Genomic DNA, 16,072 nt, shown 5'->3' on the forward strand with positions numbered 1-16,072 from the left:
TGCGCGCCGCCGACCAACCGGGAGCGCACTGAATGCACGCCATCGGCAGCCCGGTGCTGCGCGACATCGTGCTGGTGGGCGGCGGCCACAGCCATGTCATGGTGCTGCACATGTTCGCCATGCGGCCACTGCCGGGCCTGCGCCTGACGCTGATCTGCACCGACACCGACACGCCTTACTCGGGCATGCTGCCGGGCTACATCGCCGGGCATTACGGCTTCGACGAGGTGCATATCGACTTGCGCCGGCTGGCCCAGTTCGCCGGCGCGCGCTATTACCGCGATGAAGTCGTCGGCATCGACCGCGCCGCGCGCCAGGTGATCTGCCGCGGGCGACCGCCGGTAAGCTACGACGCGCTGTCGATCAACATCGGCTCGACGCCGCAACTGGGCGGCGTGCCGGGTGCCACCGACCATGTTGTACCGGTCAAGCCGATCCGCCGCTTCAACGAACGCTGGCTGGCGCTGTTCGAACGCGTGCGCAGCCACGCCGGCACAAGGACAATCGCCGTGGTCGGCGCCGGCGCCGGCGGCGTCGAACTGACGCTGGCGATGCAATACCGCTTGCGCCAGGAACTCACCGCGCAGGGCCGCGATCCCGACGAATTGCGCTTCCATCTTTTCTCGGCCGAGACGGAGATCCTGCCCACGCACAATGCCGCCGTGCGCCGCGCCTTCGAGTCGGTACTTGCCGAACGCGGCGTCTCGCTGCATTGCAATGCCGAAGTCATTCGCGTCGATGCCGGCCGGCTGCAAACGCAGTCGGGCGAAACACTGGAAGCCGACGAAATCGTCTGGGTCACCCAGGCCGGCGGCGCGCCCTGGCTGGCCGACACCGGGCTGGCGCTGGACCAAAGCGGATTCATCCGCGTCAATGAATCCCTGCAAAGCGAAACCGATCCACTGATTTTCGCGGCCGGCGATTGCGCGGCAATGAATGGTCATCGCCTGGAAAAGGCCGGCGTCTTCGCCGTGCGGCAAGGCCGTCCACTGGCCGAAAACCTGCGCGCCAGCGTCACCGGGCAGCCGCTGCAGCGCTATCGCCCGCAGTCGCGCTGGCTGGCGCTGATCAGCACCGGCGACCGGCACGCCATCGCCTCGCGCGGCGCGCTCCATGCGCGCGGCGACTGGGTCTGGCGCTGGAAGGACTGGATCGACCGGCGCTTCATGCGCCAGTTCACCGAGCTTGAGCCGATGGCCGCCACGGCACCGGCGGCACCAGCGGCAGACGCGGTGCCGCTCGCCGCCGAGGAACAGGCCCAGGCCATCTCCGCCGTCGCCATGCGCTGCGGCGGCTGCGGCGCCAAGGTCGGCGCCACGGTGCTGTCGCGCGCGCTGGCCAACGTGCACCCGATCGAGCGCGACGACGTGCTGATCGGCCTGCATGCGCCGGACGATGCCGCAGTCATGCGCGTGCCGCCGGGCAAGGCCATGGTGCATAGCGTCGATTTCTTCCGCGCCTTCATCGACGATCCTTGGGTGTTCGGCCGCATCGCAGCCAACCACGCGCTGGGCGACATCTTCGCCATGGGCGCCGAGGCCCAGTCGGCCACGGCCGTTGCCACGGTGCCGCCGGGGCTGGAACGCAAGGTCGAGGACACCGTGTTCCAGATGATGGCCGGCGCCGTCTCGGTGCTCAACGAAGCCGGCTGCGCCCTGGTCGGCGGCCACACCGGCGAGGGCAGCGAACTCGCGCTGGGCTTCGCCATCAACGGCCTGATCGACGAGAAGCTGGCCGGCGTGCTGACCAAGGGCGGCATGCGCCCCGGCGACGCGCTGATCCTGACCAAGCCGATCGGCACCGGCACCCTGTTCGCCGCGCACAAGCTGCTCAAGGCGCGCGGGCGCTGGATAGACGCGGCACTCGAATCGATGCAGGTCTCCAACCGCGCCGCGATGCCCTGCCTGATCGCGCACGGCGCCACCGCCTGCACCGACCTCACCGGCTTCGGCCTGCTCGGCCACCTGGTCGAGATGACCAAGCCCTCGGGCGTCGATGCGGAACTCGACCTGGCCGCGCTGCCGCTGCTGGCCGGCGCCGTCGAATGCGTCGCCGCCGGCGTGCTGAGTTCCCTGCAGCCGGCCAACCTGCGCTTGCGCCGGGCGCTCGCCAACCGGGAAGAAGCCCTGTCGCACCCGAACTACCCGCTGCTGTTCGATCCGCAAACCGCCGGCGGCCTGCTCGCCAGCGTACCCGCCGAGCAGGCCGGAGCTTGCCTCGCCGCGCTGCGCGCCGCCGGCTACCCGCAGGCCGCGCGCATCGGCCGCGTGCTGGCGCAAGGCGACAAGATCGAGCCGATACGACTGATTGTTTAGAGAGTTGGCGCTGGCGACACGGCAACGCGGGCGCCGACGGCAAGCTGGAAATCTCAATTCAATCCGCAGATGACGCAGATTATGCAGATTAAGTAGAGGGAACCACGAAGTGGCCGGCGCCCACGGCTCACCCGGCAGGTAGTACGAGCTGCCCAAGCGACGCCCTGATCCATCTGCGTCAATCGGCGAAATCTGCGGATCAAATGCTTTTTGCAGGATCGATCGAAGCCCTCGTTCCGCGCGCGCAGCAGCAGATCGGCCCAGCGCGACAGCGTGCCGGGACCGCCGGGGCCGCGCGCGGCGTTGGCGGCAACGCCGTTCCGGATGGCGTCGCTGTTGCAGCTGAACATCGGCTGCGGCGGCGCGACGCATGCGTCGCGAATTCCCGCCTCGCCCCCTTGAAAGGGAAGGAACAGGATAAGTTAGCGCTTATGCCCCGCGAGGGGAGGATAGGAAGGGGCGGGCCCACTTGCCAGCTTGGGGCCCTACGACGTCAAAGTATTTCATGATGCGGGGTGGTTCATCGAAGTCGTGAGCGCCAGGAGGAGCTCTGTTGCCATGTCGTTTCTGAAGTCATCGCCGCCCGCGAATTTGGCCAGCCGCAACCAGCGGGCGAGCGCATGACGGACGGAACGTCCAAGGCGTACGGCATGGTCGGCATCGTTCTGGCCGCGGGGCTGCTGTTGCTGCTTGCCGTCGGCATCGGCGCCTGGTGGCTGTGGCCGATGGAATTCAGCTTCGGCGGCGAAAATTCGATCGAGGGAATGGTGGCGCAAATACGTTCCTGAGGGCCATGGGCCGCGCTGGGCTCGATTGCGCTGATGGTCATGCACTCGTTTCTGCCGTTCCCCGCGGAAATCATCACGCTGGCCAACGGCATGGTGTTCGGACCGCTCTGGGGGACGGTGATCACCTGGGTCGGGGCGATGCTCGGCGCCATCGGCACCTTTGCTCTGGTGCGCCTGCTCGGCCGGCCGTTTGTGTATCGGATGCTCTCGGAAAGCCAGTTGCGCCGGCTGTCGGAATGGTCATCGACCAACGGCGGCAAGGCGCTGTTGATGGGCCGCCTGATTCCGGTCGTCGCCTTCAATCTGCTCAATTACAGCGCGGCGCTGACCGATATCTCCTGGTGGACCTTTATCTGGGCCACCGGGCTCGGGATACTGCCGCTGACCATCTTGCTCAATGTTTTCGGCAGCAGCATTTTGACCATGGCCCAATCGTTCTGGCTATGGCTGCCGCTGGGCGCGCTTGCCGTTCTCGGCTGGGCGCTCGCAAAACGGCATTCGAGGGCGGACAAAGGCCGGTAATTTGCCTGCGCGGGCCGAATCAGCGAAACATTGAATTTCCGCTTGACTCTAAAGTCCACTCCAGGGTTTACGCTTGCATCGTGACGTGACGACCGCGCTGCGGACCGCCCAACGTCAGACGCATGCAAGGAGTCTGGAAATGACTGTCAAACGCAAAGTTGAAGTCTTTAGCGCCGGTTGCCCGGTCTGCGCCGACGTGGTCGAACTGGTGCAGCGGCTGGCCTGTCCCGCGTGTGGCGTGGAGGTGCTGAACATGAACGATATCGAGGTCGTGAAGCGCGCCAGGGCGCTCGGCGTCCGCTCGCTGCCGGCGGTGGCCATCGACGGCCAGCTTGCCGGCTGCTGCGCCGGGCGCGGCGTCGACGAGCAGGCGCTGCGCGCCGCCGGACTCGGCCAGCCCTGAGGAGGCGTCGGTGCTGACCATCGGCAAACTGGCGGCGGCAGGCGAAATCAGCCCCGATGCCCTGCGCTATTACGAGGCCGAGGGCCTGCTCGCCCCGACGACCCGGACGGCCAGCGGCTATCGGCTGTATGGCGAGGACGCGCTGCGCCGGGTCCGCTTCATCCAGCACGCGCAAGCCTGCGGCTTCACCCTGGCGGAAATCCGCGAACTGTTGCAACTGCGCCAGACGGACAAGGCCTGCTGCAACGACGTGCGCCAGCGCGCCATCGAAAAACGCCTGCAGCTCGCCGCCAAGATCCGCAGCATGCAATCCATGTCCGCCGCGCTCGACCGGCTGATCGCCGAATGCGCCGACGGCAGCCAGTCGGTCGATGACTGCCCGATCATGGCCGCGCTGGAGCAGATCGACGGCGGCGCGGAGCCGGCGCGATGAAAGTGGAACTGATCTACGCCCCCGGCTGCGCCGAGTGTATGACCGCCAGGACCGGTCTGCGCTCCGCCGCCGAAGCGGCGGTCGCCGGTGTCGAGTGGACCGAAATCAACGTACTCGATGCGCTCGACTATGCGGTCGAACTTGGGGTATTGACCCTGCCTGCGCTTGCCATCGACGGCAGCCTGGTCTTCGCCGCGCTGCCGGCGCCGGCGCAATTGCGCGACGAACTGCTGAAGCGCGCCGGCCATGATTGATCTCACGCCCGAAGCACTGAGCGCCGCGGTCGAGGCGACGGGCTTTGCCGCGGCCGGCATCGGCTTCCTCGCGGGCTTGGCATTCAGCGTCAACCCGGTGGCGGTGGCCGCCATCCCCATGATGCTGGCCTATGTCACCCAGGCGCGCGAAACGCGCGAGGCCGTGCGGCTGGGCGGCATGTTCATTCTCGGCATGTTGCTGACCCATGCCGGACTCGGGCTGGTCGCCGGCCTCGGCGGCCGGTGGGTAGCGTCGATCATGGGACGCGGCTGGGGCGCACTGCTCGGGCCAGTGTTGATCCTGCTGGGACTGTTGTGGGCCGGCTGGCTGCGCCTGCCGTTGCCGGCGCTCGCACTGCGCGCCAAACGGCCGGCCGGCGCCTGGGGCGCGTTCGCGCTCGGCATTCCGTTCTCGGTCGCCGTCTGCCCGGCCTGTACGCCGGTCCTGCTGGCGCTGCTGGGCGTGGTGGCGGCCATCGGCTCACCCTCGCTCGGCGTGGTTTTGCTGCTGGCTTTTGCCCTGGGCCGGGCGCTGCCGATCATCCTCGGCGCCTGGACGGTCGGCTGGCTGGAAGGCAAGCCCGCGCTCGGCCGCTTTCACCGCGCCTTCGACGTGGCAGGAGGCGTGACCCTGGTGGTGACCGGGCTCTACCTGCTCAACGCCTATTACTTTCTGATTCCCGAACTGGCGGGATGAGTGAACACGAGGTTTATGGACATGCAAATGACAACTGGAAGTCGAACCTTGATCGCCGGTACATTCGCCGCCATCGGCGCATCGGTGTGCTGTGTCGGGCCGCTCGTGCTGCTGGCGCTCGGCATCGGCGGCACCTGGGTCGGCAGCCTGACGGCGATGGAGCCGTTGCGGCCCTTCTTCATCGGGTTGACGCTGCTGTTTCTCGGCTTGGCCTTCCGCAAGCTCTATCTGGTGGCCCCGGCCTGCACGCCGGGCACGCCTTGCGCCGATCCGCGCACCATCAAACGCCAGCGGCTGATCTTCTGCATCGTCGCCGTCTTACTGCTCGGCCTGTTGGCCGTGCCGTCAATGGCCCCACTGTTCTACTGAAAGGAGCTTCCCATGCGCAAGCTGTTGATCGCCGTCCTCGCCGCTGTGCCCCTGGCCGCGCCGGCCGCCGCCCCGAACACCGTCACCCTCGATGTCAGGAACATGAGCTGCGAAGTCTGTCCGATCACGGTCAGGAAATCGCTGGAAAAGCTACCCGGCGTAAGCGGCGTCAAGGTCGACTTCGACCGGAAGACCGCCACCGTGACTTATGACCCGGACCAGGTTCGCCCCGAGGTCTTGAGCAAGGCGACGACGAACGCAGGCTATCCCTCCACCGTCCACAAGTGAGGCCGCGATGAGCGCCGTCGTTCTTGAATCCGTGCTGACCTGCCCGCAATGCGGCCACGTCAAAGCCGAGACCATGCCCACCGATGCCTGCCAGTGGTTCTACGAATGCGAAGGCTGCCACGTGCTGCTCAGGCCCAAGCCCGGCGACTGCTGCGTGTTCTGTTCCTACGGCACGGTGCCCTGTCCGCCGATCCAGGAGCATGGGCGCGGGCACTGCTGTTGAGGAGTGCGGTCAGTGGCGCCTTGTCGGCCATTGCTGCCCCTGGCCTGGCTGGCGGCATCGGGCGGCAATATGCTGGTTACCTGCCGCTCGGCCGAGAATCACGTTGGAGGGCCGCTCACCGATCCGGCAAATTCACACTCCCGACCCTGAGAGGTCAATCGGGATTTAGAGGGTTCATTCGGCAACTGGGCTCAGCAACGCCCTTTGTTAGCGCCGAATAGAAAATGATGCTGATTACGCTTCAGCGAATTGAAACGCAATGTAGAAATGAAACCGGGGCCCGAAGGCCCCGGTGTGCTGCTAGTTACTACCCGCGACCGCTCTTGTTGTTCGTGCGATCTGCTATCGAGTAGGTCGTGCCTGCTTTCTGGCTTGGCGGGAATATATGTCCCTTTGGCACCGTAATTTCCTTGCTAGTGCTGCCAACCTTGTACTGCGCTGAAGCTGGGGCGGTTTGCCCTGGTTTGAACGTCTTATTGGTCATGGTCAAATTGCCTTAGATGTATTGCCGTTTAAGACGGCATGCTTTACATTCGGCAAATCCCCGGTTCATTGGGGATGCCGCGATGAGTGGCCACCTGGACCCCGGTAATCTCTGTCCCCGCCAAGAGTCAGAAAGATTGCCGGGGTCTTGTTTCTTGGCCGTCGCCGGGCGGCTTCAACGACGGCCGTATTCTCTTCTGTTCATTTTCATCTCCTTTTGAATGTGTGCCATTAGGTAGTAGCTGGTGAGTCAGACGGTGGCGGCGGCGGTGCGGCATTTATCGCTTGGGCCGCCGCAGTTTCCGCTTTCCAGTGCTCTCGGACGGCTTCAATTTCACCAAAGGCTCCAATGTCAGCGACCCGGTCTAAGAAGCGCGCATAAAGTCCATCTTGCATAAGACCCGAATCCCGCAACCATTCCATGGCGACGTTCGGATTGATGAGAAGTACGTAATGAAATTCCCCTGATGGCCCAGGCTTCGTGGCGATAAAGAAAAGCTCGCGCAGTTTCTTCATCCTCTTCCGCCATGTATCAACCGCCCGTTCGCCAACAAAACCGGCTTCGCAAGCGAAAGTCATCGGGTTCTCGATGGTGACAAGGGTATGGTCAGGGGATCGCGCCCAGAGACAGAACAGGGTGTGCCCAGCTGGCTGACCCTTTGTCTGCGCATCAATGGCCTGCATTGCAATCGGTAGCGTCCGGGGTAGGGTCGTATAGCCATCGTTCGTCTTGCGGTGCCACAAGAAAACACGTGGCGCATTGGGAAAATGTATATCCATCTGCTGCTGCGCGCGTTCAGCCATTTTCATTCGCTTAGCGGTTGCCTGTTTGCCGTTTGCCATGATTGAATCCTCCACTGGTTCTGATACCGAACTATCCCTTAGCCGCTGCATGTTGGCAACGATTGATTACGCACAATATCGCCGTACTCATCCATCGGAGTTGCTGATTTGACTACATTAATTGTCGCTATAACAGTTAGATACAACAGTATCAGATAGCACGATATGGCGCACTAATATTTTATAAGTAGATATTAATCATAGTGTTATTGAAGCATTGCGTGCTCCAGTGCTCGATGTGCTCATCGTGCTCGATGTGCTCACCGTGCTCCTGGGGTTGCAAGGGGGCGCTACAGGTACCTTCTGGACTCGTCAATTTGAAGGAAATGGTGTGAGTTTGTGTTCGCCGTGCCGCGAAGTGGTCGCATATCACCCGCTGTGGCCGGGGCTATCGGCCGCTGACTACGCGGCATCTTTTCGCTCGAATGGAGGCTTGGAGAAGTTGCGCCAACATCTCTTGAAGGGGGGATGCTGACCGAACGGCAGGTAACCGACGCAATGCTGACCGAAGCGGGATCGGACTCCAACGGCTGGAGTGGCCGACAACCTGTCGTAGTCGATATCCTCACCAAATCCACCAAGAGTTGGCGCTGGCGGGACGGCGGCAAGAACCCACCACCCCAGTCCAACTCGGCGCGTTGCCACGAAGCAACCCTTCACTGGCTCAATGGAACGACCATCACGACCACAAGAAGTGGCCGGCTACTCGTGTTTCGCGTCCTGCCCGGCGAGAACCCTGTTCGTCATGTCCTGCACTGCGGTTGTCATGTGCATGGGCACCAGATCGATCGTCGGATGCGCGGTGGCGAAAACCCGGAACAGTTCATCGGCGAATCCCTGGCCGATGCTTTCAACGCCGGTGAAGTCAAGAATCACGGTCTTGAATTTCTCGAATCGCGCGGTTAGCCGTTTCGCCTGAGAGCGTGACACCAGCTTTTCGCCTTCGTACTGCGCCAGCCGTACCGGAACGACTGTCTTGTCGAAGCTGAGCTCATCGGGAGCGGCATATTGATAGAACACGTCGTTGGTGCTGCGTGTGCTGTCATTGGCCAGCTTCATGAACACGAATGTTCCTGTAGCATTCGTTGGATGTTCCACCAGGAAATCCCTCGACCCGTCGTCGTGCAGGAAACGCAGGTTTCCTGAGAAAATATCGAAGGAATCGAACATCTTCGATGCAAAGAAAATTCCTTCCCCGGTGTGGTGCTTCGGGTCGGTAGTCAGCTTGCCCTTGGCGAGTTCCAGAATCGACTCCCGCGGGTCCGCAAGGCCGAGCGCACGCTGAATCTTCAGGAAGATGCCCTCGCCGTCATCCGCCACCCATCCCAATGTGTGCAGCGCCGTTTGCCGTATGGCCACGTGGATGCTCGGCGAACCCGAGTGATCTATCGCATTGTTGATCATCTCGGTCATGCCGTAGTGCCAGATGTCGCGCACATTTTCCGGCAGGTCTTTTACCACCGGAGCGCCAATGGACCGCCAGACAAGATCCTCGGCCAGCCCTTCCCGAGGAAACGATCGAGCGGCCTCCTGCTTGATTGCCGCTTGATAGATGCGGGCCTTGGTCAGCCCGGAAGGAACAATATCGCCGTCCTTGACGAGTTGCATCAGATGCTGGTTGGCCGCCTGGCGCGAGATGTGGAATTCCGCCACCAGCGCCGCGGCAAGGTTCTTCCCGCCGGCCTCGGCAAGGAGAAGGGCGCGCTTGCGCAATGCTTGTTTATCTATTGCCATGGCCGGAATTGTCAATCAGCCGCTGTTTATTGTCAATCTCAGCAACAATTATTGTCAATTACACGGTTGACAATCAATCCGCCCGGACATGCGAACGGGCAACGGATCAAGGCGCGCCTGACGCCAGCGTCCGTACCCAGGCCGACGGGCTCATGCCGGTCTCGCGGATGAAGGCGCGCGAGAATGCGGGCTGGCTGCCGTAGCCGGTTTCATCGGCGACCAGCGCCACCGGACGGCCCTGCCGCAGCAGGCGTTGCGCGAGGACCATGCGCACGCGGGTGAGGAAATCCGCAGGAGTGATGCCGACCACCTTCCTGAATTCCTGCGCAAAGCCGTTGCGCGAAAGGTGGGTGCGCGCGGCCATGCTGTCCACCGTCCATGACGCGCGCGGATCGTCGAGCAGTTCGATCAGCAACGGCGCCAGGCGCGGATGCGCGAGGCCGGCCAGCACGCCGTGCTGCACCCATTCCTGTTGAATGGCGTAGCGGACGATCTGGATCAGCAGGATGTCGCACAGGCGATCGAGCATGACCTGGCGCCCGGGGCTGTCGTCGCCGGCTTCGGCGAACAGCGCGGTCAGCGTCGGCTCGATGCGCCGCAGGCCGCTGAAAGGAATCATCACCACCGCCGGGAAGGACTGGGTCAGGGGGTTTTCCTGTCCGGCGTCGTAGCGCACGCTGGCGCACAGCACGTCGGCCGTCACCGCGTCGTCGACGTCGAGCCGATGGTTGATCGGGCGCGGGTAGAACAGCAGCGTCGGCTCGCTGAGCTGGATGTCCGGGTGGCCCGCCTGTACCGCGCGCATGGCGCCGGCGCGGATGACGTGCAGGTGGCCGACGCCTTCGTCGGCAGCGAAGTCGTGCAGGCCGCACAGCGGCCCGGCGTAGAAGGTGTTGGCGCGCAGGCCGATGTGGTCGAGCAGGCGCGAGATGCCGTCCGGGTTCATGGCAGGAATGTACGAATGGTTATGAAAGATGTACGAATGATAACCAAACCGCGTAGCTATAACCGTAATCTGCAACCGTGCCGCGAGAAACGCGGCGCCTCATTCACAACCCACGGTTCCATTCATTCGGAGAACATCATGACGCAACACTTTGTCGCCCGGACCCTGTGCGGGGTCACCCTCGATTCCGCCGACGCCACCCAGAAGGAAGTGCTCGAAGGCGCACTGAAGGCGGTCGGCTTCATTCCCAACATGTACGCCAACATGGTCAACGTGCCCGGCGTGCTGAGCACCTACCTGCACGGCTACGCGGCCTTCCGCCAGAAGTCCGGGCTGACGCCGGCCGAGCAGGAAGTGGTCTTCCTTGCCATCAGCCAGCAGAACGGCTGCAACTACTGCACCGCAGCACACAGCATGCTGGCCGACAAGATGTCGGGCGTGCCGGCGCCGGTCCTGGCGGCGATTCGCTCCGGACAGCCGATTCCGGATGCCAGGCTGCAGGCGCTCTACAGCTTTACCCAGGAGTTGGTGAAGACGGCCGGCAAACCCGGCCAGGCGGTTGCCGACGCTTTTCTTGCCGCCGGCTATACGGAAGCGACGGCGCTGCAGGTGATCCTGGCTGCGGCGGTGAAGACGCTGTCGAACTACACCAATCACCTGTTTCAGACCGAGGTCGATGACAAGTTCGCCGCCTACAAGGTGGCCTGAGTGTAAGTAATGCGCGGCGGACGCGACTAAGTGGCTAGCAGACCCGCCAGCGCGCTTCGGGGGTCTGCTACCCACAGAAGCTTCCCAGCAATCATTACAAGGAGATTCACCATGACCAAGACCATGACCGCCGCTTCGCTCGCCCTGGCTCTGGGCGCCGCCCTGACCGTCGCTTCTGCCCCTGCCTTTGCCGCCTCTCACGGCGGAGCCATGAAGATGGAAACGGAAAAGTGCTTCGGCGTTGCCATGAAAGGCAAGAACGACTGCAAGGCCGGCGCCGGTACCTCCTGCGCGGGAACCTCGAAGATCGATCACCAGGGCAATGCCTGGTCGATGGTTCCCAAGGGCACCTGCGAAAAGACCACGTCGAAGACTTCGCCCACCGGCATGGGCCAGCTCGCCGACTTCAAGGAAAAGAAGGCCTGATCGTCTGACGAAAGCTGAGGGTCGCGCGCCAAAAGCCGCCAGGTCCGCAGCTTGCGCGCCAGGCATGGCCTGGTATCGCTGCGGACCGTGCACCGCCCTGAATCAGCCGCGCCGGCGCAAAACTTCCGAGGAGTACAAACCCATGACTAGCCCTGTACCCGACGCCGTACCACGCGGCAGCATCTTCCGCCCGCAGAATCTGATTCGTTTCGGGATCGGCCTGGCCGAGCGTATTCCGCATTCGCTGATCGCCCTGCTGGGCCGCTTCTCGATCGCCGCCGTGTTCTGGAAATCCGGCCAGACCAAGGTGCAGGGCTTCGCCATCGACATCGTCAGCGGCGAGTTCCATGTCGGGATGCCGCGGCTTTCCGATTCGGTGGTCGCACTGTTCCGCGACGAATACCGCCTGCCACTGGTCCCGCCGGAAATCGCCGCACCGATGGCGGCCTTTGCCGAGCACCTGTTCCCGCTGCTGATCCTGATCGGGCTGGCCACGCGCTTTTCTGCCGCCGCCTTGCTGGTGATGACCGCAACCATACAGTTGCTGGTCTATCCCGACGCCTATCCGACGCACGGCGTCTGGGCGGCGGTGCTCTTGTTCCTGATCGCCCGGGGACCGGGTGCGGTGTCGATCGATCGCCTGATCGCCAGGCGCTTCGCCTGATGGGGTGGGCGCAGAACGATACGACGGCGTGGGGAGGAGCGTGTAGAGTCGGGATCTATCTATTGGAGATATGCCGTGAGCGATTTCGAGTTTGATTTCTTCGTCATCGGCGGTGGTTCGGGCGGGGTCCGCGCCGCCCGTGTTGCCGCCGGTCTCGGCGCGCGCGTGGCGATCGTGGAAAGCAGCCGCTACGGCGGCACCTGCGTGATTCGCGGCTGCGTGCCGAAGAAGCTGCTGGTGCAGGCTGCGCATTACGCGGAGGACTTCGCCGACGCAGCCGGCTTCGGCTGGACCGTGCCGCCCACCGCGTTTTCGTGGCCGCACCTGGTGGCGGCGAAGGAAACGGAAATCTCGCGCCTGAGCCGGATCTACCAGGACCTGCTCGGGCGCTCCGGCGTCACGGTGCTGCAGGGCGCGGCGCGTTTCATCGATCCGCATACGCTGGACGTCGATGGCCGCAGGATTCGCGCCCGCCAGATCCTGATCGCCACCGGCGGCAAACCCAAGCGACCGGCCGTGCCCGGCATCGAGCACGCGATCACCTCGGACGAGGCTTTCGATCTGCCGGTGTTTCCGCAGCGCGTGCTGATCGTCGGCGGCGGCTACATCGCGGTCGAATTCGCCGGCATATTCAATGGCCTCGGCGCCGAAGTCACGCTGTCCTACCGCGGTGAACAAATCCTGCGCGGCTTCGACGACGACGTGCGGCGGCATCTGCAGGAGGAAATGGGCAAGAAGGACATCAGCATCCTGCTCGGGAGCACGGTGGCACGGCTCGATCGCCAGGCCGACGCAAGGCTTTTGGCATCCTTCACCGGAGCAAGCGAGGGCGCGTTGCCCTTCGATGCCGTGATGTACGCCACCGGGCGGGCGCCCAATCTCGGCAGCCTCGACCCCGCCGCGGCGGGGGTCGAACTGGCGCCGGGCGGCGGCATCCGCGTCGATGCCTGGTCGCGCACCAGCGTCTCCCACATCTATGCGGTCGGCGATGTGACCGACGGCATCGCACTGACGCCCGTGGCGATTCGCCAGGGTGCGGCCGTGGCCAACAACCTGTTCGGTCCGACGCCGCTGGCTGCCGATCTGGCGCTGGTGCCGTCGGCCGTGTTCAGCCAGCCGCCGATCGGCACCGTGGGACTGTCCGAGGCCGCGGCGCTGGAACAGTTCGCCGAGGTCGACATCTACCAATCCAGCTTCAGGCCGCTGCGCCATGCCTTGAGCGGCCGCGACGAGCGGACTCTGATCAAGCTGGTGGTGGCGAGCGAAAGCCAGCGCATCCTCGGCGCCCACATGGTCGGGCCGGATGCGCCGGAAATCATCCAGGGCCTGGCGGTGGCGCTGCGCATGGGCGCGACCAAGGCGGATTTCGACGCGACGCTGGGCATCCATCCGACATCGGCCGAAGAGTTCATGACCCTGCGCGACAGGCAGACCCGGCGCCGGCACGCGCAGTAGATTTACTCGCAAGCTCTGAGATCATGTCCAGCCAGTTGCTCGCCATCGGCTCCATCCGCGCCCGCCTGGTCCTCGGCTTTGCGGTTCTGCTCGGCCTGCTGTTCGCCGTCGCGGCCGTGCCGCTGCAGCGGCTGGAGGATTTGACGGCGCGCACCCGCGACATCGTCGACCGCCAGGCGCAGCTCGCGATCCTGTCGCAGCGCGCCAACCAGCATTCCCAGGCCGCGGCCATCGGCCTGCTCAATCTGATGCAGACGGCAGAGCGCGAAGCGCGGGTGCCGCTGTACGCGGCGATGGATGCCGAACTCGCGGCGGCCGACAGCGCGGTCGCCGGACTCGAAATGGCGATGCTGACGCCGGCGCTGCGGGCCGACGTCGAACGCCTCACCGATCTGCGGCGGCGCTACGGCGAACTGTTCCAGACCACCGTGGAACTGATCGAGATCGAAGGCAGTGCGCCGGCGCGGCGGCATTTCGAGGACCGCACGCAGAAGGTGCTGAACACGCTGCTGTTCGAAACCCAGGCGCTGGAAGCCCGGCTGCAACAGGCCATGCAGGCCGAACTGGAAGAGCTGCGGCAGGCGGCGACGAATGCCCGGCGCCTGGTAATCATTCTCGCCCTCGGCGCGCTGGCGGCCGGCGCCGTCATGGCCTGGGCCATCGCCCGCAGCATCGTCGGGCCGGTGCGCGAAGCGGTTGCCGTCGCCGAGCGGATCGCCGGCGGCGACTATCAGGCCGCGATACCCGCCGGCCGGCGCGACGAGATCGGCGCCTTGATGGGGTCGCTCGCCACCATGCGCGACAGCATCGCCAGCCGCGAGGAAAGGATTTCGCGCCTGGCCTATGTCGATCTGCTGACCGGCCTGCCCAACCGCACGCGCTTTCTCGAAATCCTCGGCCTGCTGCCGGCCGGCAGCCGCGGCGCGGTGTTCATGCTGGGCATCGACCGCTTCGCGCCGATCAACAATGCGCTGGGCCACGCGATCGGGGACAGCCTGTTGTGCGAGATCGCCGCGCGCCTGTGCCAGGCGCAAGGCGGGAATTGCGTGCTGGCCCGCCTCTGGGGCGACGAGTTCGTCATGCTGCTGGAAGATGCCGACCAGCCTGCGGCGGCGCGTCACGCCGAGCGCGTACTCGCGGCACTGCGCGCGCCCATGATCGTCGAGGGCCAGCGCCTCGACATCGATGCCAGCATCGGCATTGCGCTGTACCCGCGCCAGGGCGAAAGCAATACCGCGCTATTGCGGCGTGCCGACCTGGCGATGGCCAGCGCCAAGCGGCGGCATGCAGGCTCGGCCTTCAGCACCGGCAACGAAAGCGAGCCGCCCCACGAAGAGCTGTCCCTGATCGGCGAAATGCGCGAGGCGCTGGCGCGCGGCGAATTCCTGCTGCACTACCAGCCCAAGCTGCATCTGGCGCAAGGTCGCATCGCCAGCGCAGAGGCGCTGGTGCGCTGGCGGCATCCGGACAAGGGCATGATTGCGCCGGGAGGCTTCATCCCCTTTGCCGAGCAGACCGGCTTCATCCGCGAGATCACGCCCTGGGTGCTGGCGCGGGCGATCGCCGACGCCGCGCGCTGGCGGCGGGACGGCATCGCGGTGGTCGTCTCGGCCAACCTGTCCGCGCTCGATTTGTTGAACCGCGACCTGGTCGACCTGGTGCGACGCCTGCTCGACGAATCCGCGCTGCCCGCCGACCGGCTTTGCCTGGAAATCACCGAGAGCGCCTTGATGGATGAGCCGGAACTGGCCCTGCAGCACCTCGACGAACTGGCCGCGCTCGGCGTCAAGCTGTCGATCGACGACTACGGGTCGGGCCAGGCCTCGCTGGCCTACGTCAAGACCCTGCCGGTGCATGAACTCAAGATCGACCGCGCCTTCGTCGATGGCGTCGATACCGATTCGAAAAATGCCGCCATCGTGCGCTCGACCATCCTGCTGTGCCGCGAGCTCGGATTAACGGTTGTCGCCGAAGGCGCCGAGACACCGGCGGAACTGGCCTGGCTGCGGACCAACGGATGCGATCTGGTACAGGGCTACGTCGTGGCGCGGCCGATGCCGCTGGAGGATTTCCTGGCCCGGATACGCGACTACAGTGCTGCCTGACTACAGGCTGAAACTGCCGCGCCAGGCGCCGCCGACATGATCGATGCTGACCCGCTTTGGAGCGATGCGCCGCGTCGCCGGCGTGTCGATGTCCATTTCCGGCTGGCGGCCGAGGCGCTCGGCGGTTTCGAAGCTGCAGGCGGTCGAGGTCACGGGGCGAAAATAGAGCTGCAGCATGTCGGCGGCCGCCACCGTCTGCCTGCCCCGCGAATCCTCGCGGAAATGCACGAACTTCTTGACCAGGCAGGAGAAGTAAAGCTCCAGCTCGACGATCAGCGGCGCCGTGCGGCGCGCCAGCTCGCGCGCCGCAGCCGGCGTCCATTCCACGACGACCTCATGATTGTTGATGCTTACGGTGGCGCGTTGCATTTCCGTTTCCTCCTCGACTATTTGTCCTTGCTTGGTCGTACATGCCC

General features: G+C 64.7%; 19 protein-coding genes. 15 read left to right on the forward strand and 4 right to left on the reverse strand.

What is annotated here, in order from left to right; all coding sequences use genetic code 11:
• Positions 1-32: 32 nt before the first annotated feature.
• From selD to RMO95_RS03645, 10 genes are all read left to right on the forward strand, one after another.
• Complete coding sequence (gene selD / locus RMO95_RS03600) at positions 33-2,315, forward strand: selenide, water dikinase SelD (protein WP_310449223.1); 2,283 nt, start codon at positions 33-35, stop codon at positions 2,313-2,315.
• A 620-nt stretch (positions 2,316-2,935) separates the two neighbouring features.
• Positions 2,936-3,103, forward strand: a complete 168-nt coding sequence (locus RMO95_RS03605) for a hypothetical protein (RefSeq protein WP_310449224.1) — start codon at positions 2,936-2,938, stop codon at positions 3,101-3,103.
• A gap of 39 nt (positions 3,104-3,142) precedes the next feature.
• Positions 3,143-3,625: a TVP38/TMEM64 family protein gene (locus RMO95_RS03610; protein WP_310449225.1), complete on the forward strand. Its 483-nt coding sequence runs from the start codon at positions 3,143-3,145 to the stop codon at positions 3,623-3,625.
• A 139-nt stretch (positions 3,626-3,764) separates the two neighbouring features.
• Positions 3,765-4,028, forward strand: a complete 264-nt coding sequence (locus RMO95_RS03615) for a thioredoxin family protein (protein ID WP_310449226.1) — start codon at positions 3,765-3,767, stop codon at positions 4,026-4,028.
• A gap of 10 nt (positions 4,029-4,038) precedes the next feature.
• Positions 4,039-4,461, forward strand: coding sequence for a heavy metal-responsive transcriptional regulator (locus tag RMO95_RS03620; RefSeq protein WP_310449227.1), 423 nt, complete (start codon positions 4,039-4,041; stop codon positions 4,459-4,461).
• On the forward strand, positions 4,458-4,715 hold the full coding sequence (locus tag RMO95_RS03625; RefSeq protein ID WP_310449228.1) for a thioredoxin family protein: 258 nt from the start codon (positions 4,458-4,460) through the stop codon (positions 4,713-4,715). The genes RMO95_RS03620 and RMO95_RS03625 overlap by 4 nt, the downstream gene beginning before the upstream one ends.
• Entirely contained in the window at positions 4,708-5,412 is a 705-nt protein-coding gene (locus tag RMO95_RS03630) for a cytochrome c biogenesis CcdA family protein (RefSeq protein ID WP_310449229.1), read from the forward strand. Before RMO95_RS03625 ends, RMO95_RS03630 begins: the two co-directional genes overlap by 8 nt.
• A gap of 15 nt (positions 5,413-5,427) precedes the next feature.
• Positions 5,428-5,781 carry a mercuric transporter MerT family protein gene (locus RMO95_RS03635; RefSeq protein WP_310449230.1) on the forward strand — a complete coding sequence of 118 codons (354 nt, stop codon included), beginning with the start codon at positions 5,428-5,430 and terminating at the stop codon, positions 5,779-5,781.
• Between the two features lie 12 nt (positions 5,782-5,793).
• Positions 5,794-6,069 carry a mercury resistance system periplasmic binding protein MerP gene (merP, locus tag RMO95_RS03640; protein WP_310449231.1) on the forward strand — a complete coding sequence of 92 codons (276 nt, stop codon included), beginning with the start codon at positions 5,794-5,796 and terminating at the stop codon, positions 6,067-6,069.
• A 7-nt stretch (positions 6,070-6,076) separates the two neighbouring features.
• The gene (locus RMO95_RS03645; RefSeq protein ID WP_310449232.1) at positions 6,077-6,292 is read left to right on the forward strand and encodes a GDCCVxC domain-containing (seleno)protein; all 216 of its coding nucleotides are present in this window, start codon (positions 6,077-6,079) and stop codon (positions 6,290-6,292) included.
• Between the two features lie 714 nt (positions 6,293-7,006).
• Here the strand turns inward: RMO95_RS03645 and RMO95_RS03650 are convergent.
• The 3 genes from RMO95_RS03650 to RMO95_RS03660 all read right to left on the reverse strand — a co-directional run bounded on the left by RMO95_RS03650 (position 7,007) and on the right by RMO95_RS03660 (position 10,298).
• Positions 7,007-7,618 carry a hypothetical protein gene (locus tag RMO95_RS03650; RefSeq protein WP_310449233.1) on the reverse strand — a complete coding sequence of 204 codons (612 nt, stop codon included), beginning with the start codon at positions 7,616-7,618 and terminating at the stop codon, positions 7,007-7,009.
• 702 nt (positions 7,619-8,320) lie between these two features.
• Entirely contained in the window at positions 8,321-9,352 is a 1,032-nt protein-coding gene (locus tag RMO95_RS03655; RefSeq protein WP_310449234.1) for an STAS-like domain-containing protein, read from the reverse strand.
• A gap of 106 nt (positions 9,353-9,458) precedes the next feature.
• Positions 9,459-10,298: a cupin domain-containing protein gene (locus RMO95_RS03660; protein ID WP_310449235.1), complete on the reverse strand. Its 840-nt coding sequence runs from the start codon at positions 10,296-10,298 to the stop codon at positions 9,459-9,461.
• 138 nt (positions 10,299-10,436) lie between these two features.
• Between RMO95_RS03660 and RMO95_RS03665 the strand changes: the two genes are divergently transcribed.
• From RMO95_RS03665 to RMO95_RS03685, 5 genes are all read left to right on the forward strand, one after another.
• The gene (locus tag RMO95_RS03665) at positions 10,437-11,006 is read left to right on the forward strand and encodes a carboxymuconolactone decarboxylase family protein (protein ID WP_310449236.1); all 570 of its coding nucleotides are present in this window, start codon (positions 10,437-10,439) and stop codon (positions 11,004-11,006) included.
• Positions 11,007-11,117: 111 nt separating this feature from the next.
• On the forward strand, positions 11,118-11,432 hold the full coding sequence (locus RMO95_RS03670; protein ID WP_310449237.1) for a DUF2282 domain-containing protein: 315 nt from the start codon (positions 11,118-11,120) through the stop codon (positions 11,430-11,432).
• A gap of 142 nt (positions 11,433-11,574) precedes the next feature.
• A complete protein-coding gene (locus RMO95_RS03675; RefSeq protein ID WP_310449238.1) occupies positions 11,575-12,096 on the forward strand; it encodes a DoxX family protein in 522 nt (173 codons plus the stop codon).
• A gap of 75 nt (positions 12,097-12,171) precedes the next feature.
• The gene (gene gorA, locus RMO95_RS03680) at positions 12,172-13,551 is read left to right on the forward strand and encodes a glutathione-disulfide reductase (RefSeq protein ID WP_310449239.1); all 1,380 of its coding nucleotides are present in this window, start codon (positions 12,172-12,174) and stop codon (positions 13,549-13,551) included.
• 23 nt (positions 13,552-13,574) lie between these two features.
• Positions 13,575-15,656: an EAL domain-containing protein gene (locus RMO95_RS03685; RefSeq protein WP_310449240.1), complete on the forward strand. Its 2,082-nt coding sequence runs from the start codon at positions 13,575-13,577 to the stop codon at positions 15,654-15,656.
• Here the strand turns inward: RMO95_RS03685 and RMO95_RS03690 are convergent, their stop codons facing one another.
• Entirely contained in the window at positions 15,657-16,025 is a 369-nt protein-coding gene (locus RMO95_RS03690; protein WP_310449241.1) for a hypothetical protein, read from the reverse strand.
• Positions 16,026-16,072 lie beyond the last annotated feature (47 nt).

The organism is Sulfuritalea sp. (assembly GCF_031426875.1).
Lineage (GTDB): Bacteria > Pseudomonadota > Gammaproteobacteria > Burkholderiales > Rhodocyclaceae > Sulfuritalea.